An 18,303-nucleotide genomic window follows, 5' to 3' on the forward strand; every position below is an offset into this window, starting at 1 on the left:
TAGGAAGACGCACCCCGACGCGCGTCCGTCGTGGGGCGGGTCCACGTCAGGGTCGACTACGTCGAGACGCGTACGCGCGGGGCGCGGGACGACGCATCGCGTCGCGCGCCGGGGCGGACGCGGCGCCGCACCGCGGCTCCCTAGCGTCGACGCCATGAACCCGACTCCCCGCTCCACGCTCGGCGAGATCGTCTCCTCGCTGAGCTGGCCGCTCGTCCTCGGGCTCGGCGCGCTCGCGCTCGTCCGACCGCTCCTGAGCGTCACAGGCCTCGACGACGCGATCGGCAGGCCCGCCGCGCCCCTGCTCACGACCCTCGTGCTCACGGTCGTGTGGGTCGGCGCGATCGTCGTCGCCCACCCGGCGCACCCGCTCGCGACCGGCGTGGCCGTCGGGCTCGCCTACGGCGTCCTCGCGCTGATCCTCAGCGCCGTGCTGTCGCCGATCCTCACCGGCGAGCTCCAGGGCCCCGTCGCGCACCCCGTCGCGATCGTCCCGATGCTGCTCACCAACTCGGCCTGGGGCGCGCTCGCGGGGGCCGTGGCGCTCGGTCTCCTCGCGACCCGACGTCGTTGAGGCCCGACCAGCCGACGTCTCGCGGCGCCACCCCGCCTCCCCGACTCCGCGACCGCCCCGTCCCTGGCACCACCCCGAGCCGCGACCGCGCGCGCTCGGGGTCGGTTCCGGGCGCGCGTACGCTTCCGAGCGGACGCGCCCGGCACCGCCCGGTCCCTAGCGTCGACAGCGTCGCCCGCACCGCCGGGCCGCCGTCGAACCGCACCCGCCGCCCGCCGTCGTCCACCCTGGAGAAGACCCGATGACGACCACGTACACCACCCCGCCGCCCGCCGTCCCCCCGACCCCCGGGGCACCCGTCGGACCGCCCGGGCGTCGCCCGCGACGGCGGCGTGGCCCGCTCGCCCGCGTCCTCCTCGTGCTCGGGCTCGTCGTCGTCCTGTTCGTCGGAGCCGTCGCCGCGGTCGTGGGCGTCGCGTGGGCGCGCGCCGCGACGAGCACGGCGGGAGCCGTGGAGTTCACGCGGCCGCTCGCCGTCCCGCCGCTCGCGGAGTCACGCGTGGAGGACGGCGTGCGCGTCTTCGAGCTCGAGGCGCGCGAGGGCGTCGCCGACCTCGGCGCGTCCGCCCCGACCCCGACGATCGGGCTGAACGGCGACTACCTGGGCCCCACCCTGCGGGCCGCGCGCGGGGAGCGCGTGCGCGTCGACGTGACGAACGCCCTCGACGAGACGACGACGCTCCACTGGCACGGCATGCACCTGCCGTCCGCGATGGACGGCGGCCCCCACCAGATGGTCGAGCCGGGCGAGACGTGGTCGCCCACGTGGACGATCGACCAGCCCGCCGCGACCCTCTGGTATCACCCGCACCTGCACGGGCAGACCGCGAGCCAGGTGTACCGCGGGCTCGCGGGGATGTTCCTCCTCGACGACCCTGCCGCCGCCGACGGCCCGGCCGCCGACCTGCCGCACGAGTACGGCGTCGACGACGTCCCCGTCATCCTCCAGGACAAGAGCTTTCACGCCGACGGGCGGCTCGACGACGCCGTCTCCTTCCTCTCGCCGGTCGGCCCGCTCGGCGACAGGGTGCTCGTCAACGGCACACCGGGGCCCTACCTCGACGTCACGACCGAGCGCGTCCGCCTGCGCCTGCTCAACGGCTCCGACTCGCGCGTCTACGACGTCGGCCTCGCCGACGGCGGCACGGTCCAGCTCGTCGGGACCGACGGTGGGCTGCTACCCGTCCCGCAGTCTGTCGAGCGCGTGCGCCTCTCCCCGGGCGACCGGGCGGAGGTCGTCGTGACCATGGCCCCGGGGCAGCGCGCGGTCCTGCGCAGCTTCCCGCCCGAGCTGGGCGTCAACCCGCTGTTCGAGCGCTTCTCGGGCGGCGACGACACCCTCGACCTCCTCGAGCTTCGCGCGGCCGGCACGCTCGAGCCGAGCCCCGACGTCCCGGGCACGCTCGGCGCCGCCGACCCCGCGGGTGCACTCGACGAGTCCGACGCCGTGCGCACCCGCCGCTTCCAGCTCGCCGGGGCCGCGATCAACGGACGCTCCATGGACATGGCGCGGATCGACGAGGTCGTCACGGTCGGCGAGACCGAGGTGTGGGAGGTCACCGGGCTCGACGACACCCCGCACAACTTCCACGTGCACGACGTCCAGTTCCGCGTCCTCGACGTCGCCGGGCAGCCGCCCGGGCCGGACCTCGCCGGGTGGCAGGACACGGTCTACGTCCGGCCGGGGCACGTGACGCGCCTGCTCGTCCGGTTCGACGCCGCCGAGGGCACGACCGACCCGACCACCCCGTACATGTTCCACTGCCACCTCCTCACGCACGAGGACCGCGGCATGATGGGCCAGCTCGCCGTCGTCGCCCCGGGCGAGCAGGCGCCGTCCCGTATCGACGTCCCCGACGGCGGCACCCATCCCGACCACGACGCCGACGCGCTCCCGGGCGACGGCACCGGCCCACGCCGCCTCGCCCACGACTCCCACGGCGGCCACTGACCCGGGGGCCGAGCATGCGGCTACCGCCCGATCCGAGCGCCGGACGAGCGGCGACCCGTGCTCGGCCGGCGACGGACGTCCGGGATGTGAGCGGGCGGCGGGGTCGGTCGGCCGGGCCGACGGCGGCGGGTAGCGTGTCGCCATGACCGCTCCGCACCCGGACTCCCTGGCCAGCGCCCGCACCCCGGCGACCGTCGACGTCACCTCCGGCACGGTGCCGCGGGCGGAGGACGAGGTGGTGCGGATCTGCCGCGAGCTGCTGCGGATCGACACGTCGAACTTCGGCGACGGGTCGGGCCCGGGGGAGCGGGCCGCCGCGGAGTACGTCATGGGGCTGCTGCACGAGGTCGGGCTCGAGCCGGAGCTGTTCGAGTCGGAGCCCGGCCGGGCGAGCGTCGTCGTGCGGCTCGAGGGCGCGGACCCGACGCGACCGGCGCTCGTGCTCCACGGGCACCTCGACGTCGTCCCCGCGCAGGCGGAGGACTGGTCGGTGGACCCGTTCGCGGGAGAGGAGATCGACGGCCTGCTGTGGGGGCGCGGCGCCGTCGACATGAAGGACATGGACGCGATGATCCTCGCGGTCGTGCGCCAGATGGTGCGCGAGGGCCGCAAGCCCGCGCGCGACGTCGTCGTCGCGTTCTTCGCGGACGAGGAGGCAGGCGGCGCCTACGGGGCTCGCTACGCCGTCGACCACCGGCCCGAGCTGTTCGAGGGCGCGACCGAGGCGATCAGCGAGGTCGGCGGGTTCTCGGTCGAGGTCGGGGGGCGGCGGGCCTACCTGCTCCAGACGGCGGAGAAGGGCATCGCCTGGCTGCGCCTCGTGGCGGAGGGCCGCGCCGGGCACGGGTCGCAGGTGAACGACGACAACGCGGTGACGCGGCTCGCCGAGGCCGTCGCGCGCATCGGGGCGCACCACTGGCCGAACACGCTCACGCCGACGGTCGACAAGCTGCTGCGCGGCGTCGCGGACCTCACGGGCCTGCGCTACGACCCCGAGGACTCCCGGACGATCGAGGCCCTCGTGGCCGCGCTCGGCCCGGCGTCGCGGTTCGTCGGGGCCACCGTGCGGCACACGTCGAACCCGACGCAGCTCTCCGCGGGCTACAAGGCGAACGTCATCCCCGGCCGCGCCGAGGCCGCGATCGACGCGCGCCTCCTCCCGGGCCACGAGGAGGACGGGTTCGCGACGCTCCGCGCGCTCGCGGGCGAGCACGTGCGGGTCGAGGAGATCCACCGCGACATCGCGCTCGAGGTGCCGTTCGAGGGCGACCTCGTGGACGCGATGGTCGACTCGCTGCTCGCGGAGGACCCGGAGGCGACGGTGCTGCCGTACACGCTGTCCGGCGGCACGGACAACAAGTCGCTGGCCCGGCTCGGGATCACGGGCTACGGCTTCGCCCCGCTGCGCCTGCCCGCGGACCTCGACTTCGCCGGCATGTTCCACGGCGTCGACGAGCGCGTGCCCGTCGACTCGCTGCGGTTCGGCGTGCGTGTCCTGGACCGGCTCCTGCGCACCTGCTGACCGGCGGGCGTACCGCGGTCAGGTCTCGCCGAGCAGCGCCCGGACGGAGGAGCGCAGCTGCGCGCGGTACCCGCCGCCGAACAGCACCGCGTGCACCGCGACCGGGTACACCTGGTGCAGCGCGACGCGGTGGCGCCACCCGCGCGCGAGCGGGTGGGCGGCGTCGTACGCGGCGAGGATCTCGTCGAGGAACGGCGCGCCGAACAGCGCGAGCATCGCGAGGTCGGCCTCGCGATGCCCGCCGTGCGCGGCCGGGTCGATGAGCACCGCCTCCACGGCGCCGGACGTGCCGCGGTCGGGCCCACCCCCGGGACCGGGACGGCGAGGCGCCCACAGCACGTTGCCCGACCACAGGTCGCCGTGCACGCGCGCGGGCGCGTCGTCGAGCGCGGGGCGGGCGAGGTCGGGCAGGCGTTCGGCGAGGCGGTCGAGCAGCCGCGCGTCCTCGGCGTCGAGCGCGCCCCGGTCGCGTCCCTGCCGCGCGACCGGCAGGAGGCGCGCCTCGGCGTAGAACGTCGGCCAGTCCGGCCACGCACCCGTGGGCAGCGGCAGCGGGTCGTCGAGCGGGCCGAAGAACGCCTCGCCCGACCACCCGGGCGGAGCCGCGCCCCAGGCCGGCGCCCCGGCGTCGTGCACGACGGCGAGCGCCCGCCCGAACGCCCGAGCCGCCTCGCGGGTCGGTGCGGTCGTCGGCACGCGCTCCAGGTCGAGGTGGTCGGGGGCGACGTCGAGGACCCGGGCGACGCGCGGCCCGCTCGGGACGTCGAGCCACGCCAGCCCGGCGGCCTCGCAGCGGAAGAACCCCGCCGGAGCCGCGGCGCGCGACTTCGTGAAGACGTCCGACGCCTCCGCGTGCTCGCCGCTCACCGCGCCGCTCTCACCGGATCGTGCTCACAGCGTCGAGCTGACCCGGATGATCTTGCGCCGCAGCCAGACCCGGCGCTCGCCCCCGACGTACAGCCGGGTGCGGGCCAGCTCCCAGCGCCCGTACTCCGCCTCGTCGGTGAGGAGCCTGCTCGCGTCCGACCGGCTCGTGGAGCGGTCGATCGTCAGGACGCGGTACTCGTACTGCCCGCCGTGCGCGGCCCATCCGGACCTCCGGCGTGACGTCGGCCTCTCCTCCACGTGCCACCGTCCTCTCTCGCCTGTCTCGGTCGCGGGCCGGGTGGTGGGACCGACCCGGCCAACGAGTGCCATTGTGCCCCTCTCGGCGCTACCGTCAGGGTATGACCGCTGACCCGCGTGCCGCGCTCGACCGGTTCATCGCCGCGCTCGAAGCCCACTACAACGCCGTCGCCGCACGTCGCGGGGAGGACGACCCCGCGGTCGACGACGCCTACTACGTCCTCGGGGACGCCTTCGAGGTGTACGACGAGGCGCTGGGACAGGTGCACGGGGAGGCGACGCCGTTCTACCTCGCGGAGGAGGACGACGACGAGGACGACGAGGACGACGACGCGGAGGAGGACGACGACCTCGACGACACGCTCGACGACGACGTCCTCTCCGGCGAGCTCGAGACCGACGGCGCGCGCTGAGCCGACCGAGGCCGGCGAGGGAGGGGCGGGGTCACCACCGCTCGGGATAGCCGACGTCGAGCGCGCTCACGTCGTCGAGCGCGGCGCGCACGGCGTCGGGCAGCACGAGGTCGGTCGCGGCGAGCGACGTGCGCAGCTGCGCAGGGGTGCGCGCACCGACGACCGCGCTCGCGACCGCGGGGCGCCCCAGCAGCCAGGAGAGCGCGACGTCGAGCGGCGCGCGGCCCAGGCCCTCCGCGGCGGTGACGACGGCCTCGACGATCCCCGACGACGCGTGGTCGAGGTACGGCTCGACGAACCCGGCGAGGTGCGGGGACGCGCCCCGCGAGTCGGCGGGGAGCGACCGCCGGTACTTGCCGGTGAGGACGCCGCGCCCGAGCGGGGACCACGCGAGCAGGCCCAGGCCCAGCGACTCGGCGGCCGGGACGACCTCGCGCTCGGCACCGCGTTGGAGCAGCGAGTACTCGAGCTGCACGGCGGCGAGGCCGACGTCGTCGGTCCCGCCGAGCAGGGTCGCGGCGCGCGCGGTCGCCCACCCCGGGTGGTTGGACAGCCCGACGTAGCGCGCGCGCCCGGAGGTCACCGCGTGGCGCAGCGCCGACAGCGTCTCGGTGAACGGCGTGCGCGGGTCGGGCGCGTGCACGAGGAACAGGTCGACGTGGTCGGTGCCCAGGCGCGCGAGCGAGTCGTCGAGCGAGTCGAGGAGCGCGCCGCGGGACGCGTCGACCACGGGGCCCGACGGCGTGTGGCGCACCCCCGCCTTGGTGCACAGCAGGACGTCGCGCCGGTCGACCTTCGCCCCGAGCAGCGACCCGAGGAGCGACTCGGCGTCGCCGTCGGCGTAGGAGGCGGCCGTGTCCACGAGGGTGCCGCCGGCGTCCACGAAGTCCCGCAGCTGCTCGGCCGCGTCGAGCTCGTCCGTGTCCCGGGCCCACGTCATGGTGCCGAGCCCGAGCTCGGACACGCGCAGGCCGGTGCTGCCGAGGTGGCGGTTCTCCATGGTTGCCGAGGGTACCGGCGGGGGCCCGCGGGCGACCGTCGGGGCGCGCGGTCGGGGACCTGGTCGGCCCAGGTTCACCCGCTCGGCCTCGGGCCCGCACGTGCGCGGCTGCCGCGCCCCGAGCGGGTATCGTGACCGCTCGTGAACGCGTGGGAAGCCGTCCTCCTCGGCCTCGTCCAGGGCCTGACCGAGTTCCTCCCGATCTCGTCGAGCGCCCACCTGCGCATCGTCGGCGAGCTGATCGGGTCGCAGGACCCGGGTGCCGCCTTCACGGCGATCACGCAGATCGGGACCGAGACGGCGGTGCTGCTGTACTTCCGGCGGGACATCGCGCGCATCTGCTCCGCGTGGTGGCGCTCGGTGCGCGGCGACCACGGCACGGACTGGCGGGCGCGGCTCGGCCGGCACGACCACGACGCCGCGATGGCCTGGTACATCGCGCTCGGCTCGGTGCCCATCGTGCTGCTCGGCCTGCTGTTCCAGGACGCGATCGAGAACACGTTCCGGAACCTCTACCTCACGGCGCTCATGCTCGCGGTGTTCGCGCTCCTGCTCGGCTGGGCCGACCGCATCGGCGCCAAGCGGCGCACGCTGCGCGAGCTCTCGGCCGGGCAGGCGGTCGCGTTCGGCTTCGCGCAGGCGCTCGCGCTCGTCCCCGGCGTCTCGCGCTCGGGCGGCACGATCACCGCCGGCCTGCTCATGGGCTTCACGCGCGAGGCGGCGGCGCGCTACTCGTTCCTCCTCGCGATCCCGGCCGTCATGGGCTCGGGCTTCTACCAGCTCTTCAAGTCCGCGGACGAGCCGGCCCCCGGGGCCCCCGGCGCCGGGGCGACCCTCATCGCGACGCTCGTCGCGTTCGTCGTCGGGTACTTCGTCATCATCGCGTTCCTCAAGATCGTCTCGACCTTCAGCTACACGCCGTTCGTGGTCTACCGCCTCGTGCTCGCGGCGCTCGTCGTGCTGCTCCTGCTCGTGGGCGTGCTGGAGCCGGGCGGGACGGCCGTCTCGACGCCGTGACCCTCTCGGGCCGCGGTCAGAGCCAGCCGACGCGCTTGAAGACGCGGTAGAGCACGACGCAGCCGCCCGCCATGACGGCGAGCGCGAAGGGGTAGCCGAACGCCCAGTGCAGCTCCGGCATGTTGCGGAAGTTCATCCCGTACACGCCCGCGACGATCGTCGGGTACACGAGGATCGCCGCCCACGCCGAGATCTTGCGCATGTCCTCGTTCTGCCGCACCGAGACCTGGGTCATGTGGACCTGGAGCATGTCCGAGAGCAGGTCGTCGTGCGCGTCGAGGTGCCGGTCGATCCGTTCGACCGTCGTCACGACGCGCTCGAGCATGCGCCGGTTCACCCCGAGGTGGTCGGGGACGTCCGGGTCGAGCAGCTCGGGCAGCTCCGCCGTGACGGGCATCAGGGCGCGCCGCGCCTCGGTGATCTCGCGCTTGAGGTCGTAGATGCGCTCGACCGGGTCCTCGCGCTGCTGGTCGAACACCACGCGCTCGGTGTCGGCGACGGCGTCGCCCAGGCCCAGCTCGACCTGCGAGGCGCCGCCGACGATGGCGAGGACCGCGGCGGAGACGATCCGCTGGACGGGCGAGCCGTGGGGGTCGCCGGGCGCGGCGACCTTGTCGAGCATGATCGCGTGCACGTCCGCGTCGCCCTCCTCGGCGGTGAGGACGAGGCCCGGGCCGAGCAGCGCGGCGAACTGGCCCGTGTGCACCTGGCGGTCCGACTCGGTGAACCATGCCGTCGGGGTCACCAGGAGGAGCCAGTCCGCCGCGACGCGGCGCACGTGCGCCAAGGGGTGGCGGTTGTGCCGCGCGAGGTCCTGCCGCGTCGGGCCCACCCCGGTCGTGACCTGGGCCGCGGCGTCGAGCACGGCGTCGAGGTCCTCCAGACGCGCCCAGGTCACCGTGGCGCGGGCGGCGTGCCGGTCGCCAGGCGTGTCCAGGGTGCCGGGATCGGCCGGGTGCACGCCGTCGGCGCCGGGCTCGACCGTCCACGCCGCGACGGCGCGCACGGTCGGTCGTCGGGGCGCGGGGGCGGGCGCGCCGTCGGGCGGGGTGCCCGTCCGCGGCTCGGTGGGGTTCGTCACGTCCGCATTGTCCCGCGCCCCGCACGGACCTGCCCGGTCGCCGTCGGGCGCGGCGCCGCGCCTCGCCCGCGTGCCGGACGGCGGTCCGACGGCGGCGCCCCGGCGGCTAAGGTTGACGCGTGCACAGCTGGCCCGCCCCGCAGATCCCCGAGCTCCCCGGACGAGGCCTCCCGGTCCGGGTGCACGACTCGTCGACCCGTGAGCTCGTCGTCGCCGCCGCGGGCGAGGACGCCACCCTGTACGTGTGCGGCATCACGCCCTACGACGCGACGCACATCGGCCACGCGGCCACCTACGTCGCGTTCGACCTGCTCGTGCGCGCGTGGACGGACGCCGGGCACCGCGTGCGCTACGCGTCGAACGTTACCGACGTCGACGACCCGCTGCTGGAGCGTGCCGCCGCGACCGGCGTCGACTGGCGCGCGCTCGCCGTCGAGCAGACCGCGCTGTTCGCCGAGGACATGACGGCGCTCGGCGTCGTCCCGCCCGACGTCTACGAGGGCGCGGTGGAGACGATCCCCGCCGTCGTGGACGCGGTGACCCAGCTCCTCGACGCGGGCCTCGCGTACCGCGTCCCGGTCGAGCCCGGTGCGGGCGGTACCGACCCCGGCCTGGGCGACGTCTACGCCGACCTCTCGGCCGACCGCGCGTTCGGCTCGGTCTCACGGCTCGCGCGCGACGTCATGGAGCACCTCTTCGCCGAGCGCGGCGGCGACCCCGACCGCGAGGGCAAGAAGGACGCGCTCGACCCGCTGCTGTGGCGCCGCGAGCGCCCGGGGGAGCCCGCGTGGGACGGCGGCGCGCTCGGCACCGGCCGCCCCGGCTGGCACGTGGAGTGCGCGGTCATCTCGCGCGACGGGCTCGGCCTGCCGTTCGACGTGCAGGGCGGGGGAGCGGACCTGCTGTTCCCGCACCACGAGATGTCGTCGTCGCACGACCGCATGCTCGCGGGCGGCGGTGCGCCCCGCGCGCACGTGCACGCCGGACTCGTCGCGTACGAGGGCGAGAAGATGAGCAAGTCGCGCGGCAACCTCGTGCTCGTGTCGAACCTGCGGGCCACGGGCGTCGACCCGATGGCGATCCGCCTCGCGCTGCTCGCGCACCACTACCGCGGCGAGTGGGAGTGGACCGACGACGACCTGCCCGCGGGCGTGCGACGTCTCGAGACGTGGCGCGACGCCGTGTCCGGCAACGGTGGCCCGGACGCGACCGCGACGCTCGCGGCCGTGCGCGCCGCGCTCGCCGACGACCTCGACGCCCCGACGGCGCTCGCCGCCGTGGACGCCTGGGCCGCGGAGTCGCTGCGCCCCGGTCGTGACACCTCTCGCGACGAGGAGGGCGCCCCGGGCGTCGTCGCGCGCGCGGTGAACGCCCTGCTGGGCGTCCGGCTCTGACGAGCCGCCCCGCGCTGACACCGCCGCCCGCGAGGCGGGCCGTGCGTCAGACGGTCGGGCCCTTGCCCGGGTTGCCGCGGTCGCGGCGGCGCAGGTAGCGCTCGAACTCGCGCGCGATGGCCTCGCCGCTCGCCTCGGGGAGCTCGGCCGTGTCCTTCGCCTCCTCGAGCTGCTGGACGTACTCCGCGATCTCCGCGTCCTCCGCGGCGAGCTCGTCGACGCCGTGCTGCCACGCCTCGGCGTCCTCCGGCAGGTCGCCCAGCGGGATCGGCTCGGACAGCAGCTCCTCGATGCGCGCGAGGATCGCGAGCGTCGCCTTGGGCGACGGCGGGTGCGCCACGTAGTGCGGCACGGCCGCCCAGAGCGAAACGGACTGCATCCCGCGCTCCGCCGCGGCGTGCTGGAGGACGCCGACGATGCCCGTCGGACCCTCGTACGTGCTCGGCTCGACGTCGAGCACGGCCTGCAGGCCCACGCTCTCCGACGTCGCCGTCATGGGGATCGGCCGCGTGTGCGGCACGTCCGCGAGCAGCGCGCCGAGCGTGACGACCGTGCGCACGCCGTGCTCCTCCGCGACGTCGAGCAGCTCGCGGCAGTACCGGCGCCAGCGCATGGACGGCTCGATGCCGTGCACGAGCACCACGCGGCGACCCGTCGGCGACAGGACCGCCGACGCGATCGTCGTCGTGGGCCACGTGATCTCGCGGCGGCCGTCGTCGTCGGTCGTGACGACCGGGCGGTTCACCTGGAAGTCGTGGTACTCCTCCGGGTCCAGCTCGTCGACGTCCTCGGCGCCCCACACCTCGTGCAGGTGCTGGAGGGCGGCCGTGGCGGCGCTCCCGGCGTCGTTCCAGCCCTCGAACGCCGCGATCATCACGGTCTGGCGGGTGCCCTCGGTCGCGTTCTCGGTCATCACCCCAGCCTATGCGGCCGGGCCCGACGGCGTCGGGGCGGGTTCGCGCCCGGCGTAGCCGCCTCAGCCGCAGTCGAGCGCCGGGTAGGCGACGTCGTCCGACGACGACCGCCCGTCTCCCGTGGCCGTCACCAGCGCGCTGCCCGCGTCGAGCGTGGCCGAGCGCGCCGAGAACGACTGGTACGCGGACGCGCCGGGCGCGACGCCCGCCACGGTGCGCTCACCGAACGGCGTGCTCAGCGTGACGTCCGCGGGCACCGCGCCGTCGTTCGTCGCGCGGACCGCGACGTACGCCCGCCCGGCCAGGCACCGCGGGGCGGCGGTCGCGGAGACGTCGGGGCCGTCGAGGGCGGCGGACAGCGCGAGGACGCCGAGCACGGCCGTGGTCGACCGCACGACGCTCGCCGACGCGCCGGCGTCCTCGATCGCCGTGGAGCCGAGAGCGAGCGCGTCCTGGACCAGGGTCTGCGCCGCGTCCCAGTCACGCCGGTCCGCGGCCTCGAGCGCGCGCCGCATCCGGACCTGGACCTGCGCCCCGGCCTCCGGCTCGACCGTGCCCGCGGCGACGCGCTCGTCGACGAGGTCGACGACGTCGGTGTACCAGGAGGGGTCGGCCGCGACGTCGGCACCCACGAAGCCCGCCTCCACCGCGGCACGGGTCGACGCGACGACGGCGTCGCGGTAGTCCTCGACGTCCGGGTACCAGGCCGCGAGCGTGGCGTCGTCGACCGGGCGCGAGCCGCCGTCGAGGAAGCAGAACCCGGGCCCGGCGTTGGCGCCGGAGTTGATCCGCGTCGGGACGTCCTGCTGAGCGAGCCGGACGCCGCCCAGGCCCAGGCCGCGCTCGTCGCGCACCACCTGGCGCGGCGCCTGGTCGGACAGCGTGATGGGGGCCGCCGACGGCGGGGTCGTCCCGTCCGCGACCCACGCGGCCACGTGGTCGTACACCGACGCCTGGACGAGGTGCTGAGGTACCCGGGAGCCGGACGGCTCCTCGCACGTCTGCGGCGTCCCGGGGTAGCCGCCGGGCGCGGAGCCGACGTCGCGGATCCGCAGCCGCCCGTAGTCGGTGATGAGCTTCCAGTCGCCGTGCGACGCGCCCGCGACCTCCCACGTGCGCCGCAGGTCGGTGTCGGGCTGGCGCTGCGCCGCCCCGAGGAGGTCGATCGCGACGTCGGTCTCGCTGTTGATCTTGAACACCGGCGTCTCGAGGCCGTCGCGCAGCAGCCCGCCCCCGCCGTGCAGCACGACGGCGTCGACGACCCCCGCGAGCGGGTCGACCGAGTTCACGTACGACCACAGCCGCCCCGCCGACTGCGAGTGCCCGGTCGCGACGACGCGCTCCGCCTCGAGCGGACCGAGCGGCGCCGTGCCCGCGGGGTCGCGCACCGCGGCCACGGCCTGGCTGAAGACGTCCCACGAGAGGGTGTCGTCGGTCACGGTGCCGCCGTCGGTGAGGTCGAGCGTGCCGTAGCGCTCGGGGCTCCAGGCCCGTAGGCCGGTGGGCGAGTGCACGCCCGCCCGCTGCGCCGACACCCCGACCCACGCGTAGCCCTCGCGCACCAGGTGCTCGTGCGTCTGGAACCAGTCGACCTCCTGGTCCCACTGGTTCGAGACGTTGTACCACTCGGCGATCACCGTGCCGTTGAACGTCGCGGGGTCGACGGGCCGGCGCACCACGACGCGGGTCCGGAACGCGTGCCCGGTGCTGAGGACCGTCGCGTCCGTCACGCCGTCCGCCTGGTAGCGGGTCGCCTCGCCCTCGACGAAGAACTCCTCCTCGACGTAGCCGCGCGCGGCCAGGTCGTAGTCGGTCGCGAGGAAGGGATATCCATGGGCGGGATCGCCGGGCGCCGTCGTCGCGGGCACCGGGCCGGTCACCACGGGGTCGGGGACGGCGGCGCTCGCGGGGAGCGCGGTCCCGGCGAGCACGAGCACCCCGGCGAGGGCGAGCGCGAGCGGGCGGCGGACGGGGGGTGCGGACATGGCGACTCCTTCGTCGGGCCCGACGGCGGTGGCGGGCGTTCAGCAGCCTAGGGATGCCGCACGCTTCTGTCGACCGGCGCGCGAGTTCGGGAGCGGCGTCGCCAGAAGCCGTCGCGCGCGACCGCGCGCCCAGGAACGGCGGCGCGCCCGCGGCGGAGCCGCCCGGTTAGGGTCGAGGGTGCAGGGGTTCGTCGTACGACCGTTGATGGAGACCGCTTTGCCTTTTCGCCCTGACAGCACGTCCGCAGGTCAGCGCTCTGCCGAGCGTCCCGACGCCCCGGCGTTGCCCGAGGCAGTCCTGTGGGACATGGACGGGACGCTCGTCGACACCGAGCCCTACTGGATCGCGGCGGAGCACGAGCTCGTCGCCGCGCACGGCGGCACGTGGACGCACGAGGACGCGATGTCGCTCGTCGGGAACCCGCTGCGCGAGTCGGCGCGCATCCTGCGCGAGCGCGGCGGCGTCGACCTGCCGGTGGACGAGATCGTGGCGTTCCTCATCGGGCGCGTGATCGAGCAGGTGCGGGTCGAGGTGCCGTGGCAACCCGGCGCGCGCGAGCTCCTCACGGCGCTGGGCGAGGCGGGCGTGCCCTGCGCGCTCGTCACGATGTCCTACCGCGAGCTCGCCCAGCCCGTCGCCGAGATGGCGCCGCCGGACGCGTTCCAGGTGCTGGTCTGCGGCGACGAGGTCGAGCGCGGCAAGCCCGACCCGGAGCCCTACCTCCTCGCCGCGCAGCGCCTGGGCGTCGACGTCACGCGTTGCGTCGCGATCGAGGACTCGCCGGCGGGAATCGCCTCGGCCCGCGCCGCAGGGGCCGCGACGCTGGGCGTCGAGGCCGTGGTCCCGGTGCTCCCGGCGCCGGGCCTGAGCCGGACGCCGTCGCTCGAGCTCGTCGACGTCGCGCTCCTGTCGCGTCTCGTCGCGGGCGACGTCGTCGACCTCATGGGGGACGACGCCGCCTGAGGCGCCCGGACGGCCTGCCCGACGGTGCGCGGGCCGTCGGGGACGGACCTGCCGAGCGCATAGGCTCTCAGGGTGGACGGACCCGAACCTCGAGCACCCCGCACGCCCGCACCGGCAGGCCCGCGCACGAAGGGCTGGGTGATCGGCCGCGTCGTCGGCGCACCGGTGATCCTCACGCCGTCGTGGTTCCTCGCCGCGGCGATCCTCACGGTCCTCTTCGCGCCGACGGTGCAGCGGCTCGCCCCGCACCTCGGCCCCGAGATCTACCTCGTGTCCTTCGCGTTCGTGCTGTTGCTCTTCGCGTCCGTCTTCCTGCACGAGGTCGCCCACGCGCTCGTCGCGCGCGCCCGGGGCCAGCACGTGACCGAGCTCGCGGTGACGCTCTGGGGCGGCCACACGGCGTACTCCGGGACGTCGGCGCGCCCGCTCGACGGCTTCCTCATCTCGGTCGTCGGACCGCTGACCAACCTGGCGCTCGCGGTCGTGTTCTGGGTGACGTTCCAGGCGCAGCCGACCTTCTCCGTGCCCGCCCTCCTGCTGTACGCGGCCGCGTTCTCCAACGCGTTCGTCGGCTTCTTCAACCTCCTGCCCGGCCTCCCGCTCGACGGCGGCCAGATCCTCGAGTCCGCCGTGTGGGCCGCGACCGGGTCGCGGACGAAGGGCACGGTCGCAGCGGGATGGGTCGGGCGCGCGGTCGCCGTCGGGGTCGTCGCGTGGGCGCTCGTGTGGCCGCTGACCTACGGCGGACGGCCGGACCTGTGGACCGTCGCCTGGGCGGCGCTCATCGGGGCGTTCCTGTGGAGCGGCGCGGGGCAGGCCATCACCGTCGGGCGCACCCGCGAGGCGGTGTCCGGGCTCACCGTCCGCAGCCTCGCGCGCCCCGCGGTCGCCGTGCCGTCCACGGCGACGGTCGGCGCGGTCGGGCGCTCGGTGGCGCTCGCGGGCGGTCCGCACGTGGTGGCCGTCCTGGTGGACGGCGCAGGCCGGCCCCTCGGGTACGTGGATCCCGCCGCGGCTGCGGCCGTGCCGCCCGACGCCGCGGAGACGACCCCGGTCGGCGCCGTCGCCGTGCCCCTGCCCGGGGCCGCGACGATCGACGCCCACGGTGCGGGGCAGGACATGCTCGCCGAGCTCTCGCGCGTCGGGCGGGACGCGGCGGTCGTCGTCGTGACCGACGGCGGCCGCGTCGTCGGCGCGCTCGAGGTCGCCCGGGTCGTCGCGGCACTGCGGGACGCCCGACGCGGACGGTGACCGGCGCGTCGTCCGCGCGCGCGACCGACCGGCGTCGGGCGCGGGGCGGGCGGCCCGTAGGATGGTCGCCCGTGACCTCCGAGCCCGCCACCACGCCCGGCCACCCGACCCCGCAGCCCGGTGGGGACGGCGCAGCCGCCCCCGCGCACGGCGCGTCCGACCGCCCCGGCGCGACGGGCGCGGACGAGCGCCGCGGCCCGCTCCGCGTGGGGGACAAGGTCCAGCTCACGGACCCGCGCGGTCGCCTGCACACCATCACGCTCGCGCCGGGCGCGACGTTCCACACGCACAAGGGCTACCTGCGGCACGACGACCTCATCGGCCGCACCGAGGGCAGCGTCGTGCGCAACACCGCCGAGATCGAGTACCTCGCGATGCGCCCGCTCCTCGCGGACTACGTGCTCTCGATGCCCCGCGGCGCGGCGGTCGTCTACCCGAAGGACGCCGGCCAGATCGTCGCGATGGCGGACATCTTCCCGGGCGCGCGCGTCGTCGAGGCGGGCGTCGGGTCGGGCGCGCTGACGATGTCGCTGCTGCGCGCCGTCGGCGACGCGGGCGAGCTGCACTCGATCGAGCGGCGCGAGGACTTCGCCGCGATCGCGCGCGGCAACGTCGAGACGTTCTTCGGCGGCGAGCACCCGGCCTGGTCGCTGTCCGTGGGCGACCTCGCCGACGTGCTCCCGACCGTCGCCGAGGACGGCACGGTCGACCGCGTCGTGCTCGACATGCTCGCGCCCTGGGAGAACCTCGACGTCGTCGCGCGCGCGCTCGTGCCCGGCGGCGTCCTCGTGTGCTACGTCGCCACGACGACCCAGCTCTCGCGCCTCGCGGAGGACCTGCGGGCCGACGGCCGCTACGCGGAGCCCGTCGCGTGGGAGTCGATGGTGCGCGGCTGGCACCTCGAGGGTCTTGCGGTGCGGCCGCAGCACCGCATGATCGGGCACACCGGGTTCCTGCTCACCGCACGGCGCCTCGCGGACGGCGTCGCGCCGCCCGAGCGCAAGCGCCGCCCGGCCAAGGGCGCGTACCCGACCGACGCGGAGCAGTGGTCGCCCGAGGAGCTGGGCGAGCGCCCGGTCTCCGAGAAGAAGATCCGGCGCGTGCGGCGCGACGTCGGCCAGGGCCCCGAGCAGACGACCGGTCCGGGCGCCGAGCAGAGCACGGACCGTGGCGCGGAGCACGGCGTGCAGCAGGGCGCGGACGAGGCCGGCGGGGCGCCCGACGTGTCGGGCGCGTGACGGTCCGGTAACGATCGGGGCGCCGCCGTCTCACCCTGGGTGTCGTCCGTGTGCACGGGCGAGACTTGTGCCTAAGGTCTACACCCGACCGCCGGACGATGGTCGGCACGGGCGCCTCGCGAGGCCCGTCGTCCGCCGTCCACCCGTGGTCGGGCGAGCCGGCGGCGAGAGGGACACCCGATGAGCGAGACATTCGGCCGTAGCGACCAGGCCCCGCAGGACGGCGCGCGCGAGCTCGCGCTGCTGTCCGCGAAGAACGAGAGGCTCGCCGAGGCGCTGCGCGCGGCCCGGGACCAGATCCTCGACCTCAAGCGGCAGATCGACGACCTCGCCAAGCCGCCGGGCACGTACGCGGTGTTCCTCGCCGCGCACCCGGACGGGTCGGTCGACGTGTCCGCCGCCGGGCGCAAGATGCACGTCGGCGCGAGCCCCAGCCTCGACGTCCAGCGCCTGCGCCCGGGCCAGGAGGTCAAGCTCAACGAGGCGATGACCGTCGTCGCCGCGGGCGGTTACGAGCGCACGGGCGAGATCGTCACGGTCAAGGAGATCCTCGACGCCGACCGCGTGCTCGTCGTCGGCCGGGCCGACGAGGAGCGGGTCGTGCGGCTCGCCGGGTCGGTCGCGCGCACGACGCTCCGCGTCGGCGACTCGCTCACCATCGACACGCGCAGCGGCTTCGTGTTCGAGGTCATCCCGAAGTCCGAGGTCGAGGAGCTCGTCCTCGAAGAGGTCCCGGACATCGAGTACGAGGACATCGGCGGTCTCGGCCCGCAGATCGAGCAGATCCGCGACGCCGTCGAGCTGCCGTTCACGCACCCCGACCTGTTCCGCGAGCACGGCCTGCACCCGCCCAAGGGCGTCCTGCTGTACGGGCCGCCCGGGTGCGGCAAGACGCTCATCGCCAAGGCCGTCGCCAACTCGCTCGCGCACACCGTGGCGCGGGCGCGCGGCGAGCAGGTGGAGGACGGCTCGGGCGCGGCGCGCAGCTACTTCCTCAACGTCAAGGGCCCCGAGCTGCTCAACAAGTACGTGGGCGAGACCGAGCGGCACATCCGGCTGATCTTCGCCCGCGCTCGGGAGAAGGCGTCGCAGGGGACGCCCGTCGTCGTGTTCTTCGACGAGATGGAGTCGCTGTTCCGCACCCGCGGGACGGGCCTGTCGTCGGACGTCGAGACGACGATCGTGCCCCAGCTCCTCGCCGAGATCGACGGCGTCGAGCGGCTGGACAACGTCATCGTCATCGGGGCGTCGAACCGCGAGGACATGATCGACCCTGCCATCCTGCGGCCCGGGCGTCTCGACGTGAAGATCAAGATCGAGCGGCCCGACGCCGAGGGCGCCAAGGAGATCTTCGCCAAGTACCTCACGGAGGACCTGCCGATCCACGCGGCCGACCTCGCCGAGCACGGCGGCAACCAGCGCGAGGCCCTCGACGCGATGATCCGCTCGGTCGTGGAGCGCATGTACTCCGAGGAGGAGGAGAACCAGTTCCTCGAGGTCACCTACGCCAGCGGCGACAAGGAGATCCTGTACTTCAAGGACTTCAACTCGGGCGCGATGATCCAGAACGTCGTGGACCGCGCGAAGAAGTCGGCGATCAAGGACCTCCTGGCCACGGGCCAGCGCGGCATCCGCGTCGACCATCTGCTCGCCGCGTGCGTCGACGAGTTCAAGGAGAACGAGGACCTGCCGAACACCACCAACCCCGACGACTGGGCGCGCATCAGCGGGAAGAAGGGCGAGCGCATCGTCTTCATCCGCACGATCGTCCAGAAGAAGGGCGAGGGCGGCTCGCCGCGCACCATCGACACGGTCACCAACACCGGCCAGTACCTGTAAGCAGGGGGTGGTCGCGCCGCCCCGTGGACGGCGCG

General features: G+C 75.1%; 16 protein-coding genes. 10 read left to right on the plus strand and 6 right to left on the minus strand.

Annotation, left to right across the window (positions count from 1 at the left end; translation table 11 throughout):
• The first annotated feature begins 154 nt into the window (after positions 1-154).
• The 3 genes from GWJ10_RS11155 to GWJ10_RS11165 all read left to right on the plus strand — a co-directional run bounded on the left by GWJ10_RS11155 (position 155) and on the right by GWJ10_RS11165 (position 4,047).
• Entirely contained in the window at positions 155-574 is a 420-nt protein-coding gene (locus tag GWJ10_RS11155; RefSeq protein ID WP_163187484.1) for a hypothetical protein, read from the plus strand.
• 241 nt (positions 575-815) lie between these two features.
• The gene (locus GWJ10_RS11160) at positions 816-2,525 is read left to right on the plus strand and encodes a multicopper oxidase domain-containing protein (RefSeq protein ID WP_163187486.1); all 1,710 of its coding nucleotides are present in this window, start codon (positions 816-818) and stop codon (positions 2,523-2,525) included.
• A gap of 142 nt (positions 2,526-2,667) precedes the next feature.
• Entirely contained in the window at positions 2,668-4,047 is a 1,380-nt protein-coding gene (locus GWJ10_RS11165; protein ID WP_163187488.1) for a M20/M25/M40 family metallo-hydrolase, read from the plus strand.
• 18 nt (positions 4,048-4,065) lie between these two features.
• Here GWJ10_RS11165 and GWJ10_RS11170 read toward each other — a convergent pair whose 3' ends face one another.
• Both GWJ10_RS11170 and GWJ10_RS11175 read right to left on the minus strand, forming a co-directional pair.
• Positions 4,066-4,914, minus strand: a complete 849-nt coding sequence (locus tag GWJ10_RS11170; RefSeq protein WP_061267728.1) for a fructosamine kinase family protein — start codon at positions 4,912-4,914, stop codon at positions 4,066-4,068.
• 24 nt (positions 4,915-4,938) lie between these two features.
• Positions 4,939-5,172 (minus strand): DUF5703 family protein, encoded by a 234-nt coding sequence (locus tag GWJ10_RS11175; RefSeq protein WP_009861400.1) that lies wholly within the window; start codon positions 5,170-5,172, stop codon positions 4,939-4,941.
• A gap of 101 nt (positions 5,173-5,273) precedes the next feature.
• Between GWJ10_RS11175 and GWJ10_RS11180 the strand changes: the two genes are divergently transcribed.
• Entirely contained in the window at positions 5,274-5,585 is a 312-nt protein-coding gene (locus GWJ10_RS11180) for a hypothetical protein (protein WP_034651396.1), read from the plus strand.
• Between the two features lie 31 nt (positions 5,586-5,616).
• Here GWJ10_RS11180 and GWJ10_RS11185 read toward each other — a convergent pair whose 3' ends face one another.
• A complete protein-coding gene (locus GWJ10_RS11185; protein WP_061267729.1) occupies positions 5,617-6,585 on the minus strand; it encodes an aldo/keto reductase in 969 nt (322 codons plus the stop codon).
• A gap of 141 nt (positions 6,586-6,726) precedes the next feature.
• Between GWJ10_RS11185 and GWJ10_RS11190 the strand changes: the two genes are divergently transcribed.
• Positions 6,727-7,602 carry an undecaprenyl-diphosphate phosphatase gene (locus GWJ10_RS11190; protein WP_061267730.1) on the plus strand — a complete coding sequence of 292 codons (876 nt, stop codon included), beginning with the start codon at positions 6,727-6,729 and terminating at the stop codon, positions 7,600-7,602.
• 16 nt (positions 7,603-7,618) lie between these two features.
• Here GWJ10_RS11190 and GWJ10_RS11195 read toward each other — a convergent pair whose 3' ends face one another.
• On the minus strand, positions 7,619-8,683 hold the full coding sequence (locus GWJ10_RS11195) for a CorA family divalent cation transporter (protein WP_163187490.1): 1,065 nt from the start codon (positions 8,681-8,683) through the stop codon (positions 7,619-7,621).
• Positions 8,684-8,802: 119 nt separating this feature from the next.
• Here GWJ10_RS11195 and mshC point away from each other — a divergent pair, with 119 nt between their 5' ends.
• Complete coding sequence (gene mshC, locus GWJ10_RS11200) at positions 8,803-10,077, plus strand: cysteine--1-D-myo-inosityl 2-amino-2-deoxy-alpha-D-glucopyranoside ligase (protein WP_085387864.1); 1,275 nt, start codon at positions 8,803-8,805, stop codon at positions 10,075-10,077.
• 46 nt (positions 10,078-10,123) lie between these two features.
• Here mshC and GWJ10_RS11205 read toward each other — a convergent pair whose 3' ends face one another.
• Together GWJ10_RS11205 and GWJ10_RS11210 are read right to left on the minus strand one after the other, a co-directional pair.
• Positions 10,124-10,990: a PAC2 family protein gene (locus GWJ10_RS11205; RefSeq protein WP_021482086.1), complete on the minus strand. Its 867-nt coding sequence runs from the start codon at positions 10,988-10,990 to the stop codon at positions 10,124-10,126.
• A gap of 63 nt (positions 10,991-11,053) precedes the next feature.
• Positions 11,054-12,976: an alpha/beta hydrolase domain-containing protein gene (locus tag GWJ10_RS11210; RefSeq protein ID WP_163187492.1), complete on the minus strand. Its 1,923-nt coding sequence runs from the start codon at positions 12,974-12,976 to the stop codon at positions 11,054-11,056.
• 283 nt (positions 12,977-13,259) lie between these two features.
• On the opposite strand from GWJ10_RS11210, the gene GWJ10_RS11215 reads away from it, so the two are divergent.
• The 4 genes from GWJ10_RS11215 (at position 13,260) to arc (ending at position 18,268) form a co-directional block, all read left to right on the plus strand.
• A complete protein-coding gene (locus tag GWJ10_RS11215) occupies positions 13,260-13,940 on the plus strand; it encodes an HAD family phosphatase (protein WP_277394951.1) in 681 nt (226 codons plus the stop codon).
• Positions 13,941-14,012: 72 nt separating this feature from the next.
• Positions 14,013-15,191 (plus strand): site-2 protease family protein, encoded by a 1,179-nt coding sequence (locus GWJ10_RS11220; RefSeq protein WP_241005764.1) that lies wholly within the window; start codon positions 14,013-14,015, stop codon positions 15,189-15,191.
• 206 nt (positions 15,192-15,397) lie between these two features.
• The gene (locus GWJ10_RS11225) at positions 15,398-16,429 is read left to right on the plus strand and encodes a tRNA (adenine-N1)-methyltransferase (protein ID WP_241005779.1); all 1,032 of its coding nucleotides are present in this window, start codon (positions 15,398-15,400) and stop codon (positions 16,427-16,429) included.
• 180 nt (positions 16,430-16,609) lie between these two features.
• Positions 16,610-18,268: a proteasome ATPase gene (gene arc / locus GWJ10_RS11230; RefSeq protein WP_021479740.1), complete on the plus strand. Its 1,659-nt coding sequence runs from the start codon at positions 16,610-16,612 to the stop codon at positions 18,266-18,268.
• The last annotated feature ends 35 nt before the right edge of the window (positions 18,269-18,303 follow it).

It is taken from the genome of Cellulosimicrobium sp. SL-1 (genome assembly GCF_011033075.1).
Classification (GTDB): domain Bacteria; phylum Actinomycetota; class Actinomycetes; order Actinomycetales; family Cellulomonadaceae; genus Cellulosimicrobium; species Cellulosimicrobium funkei.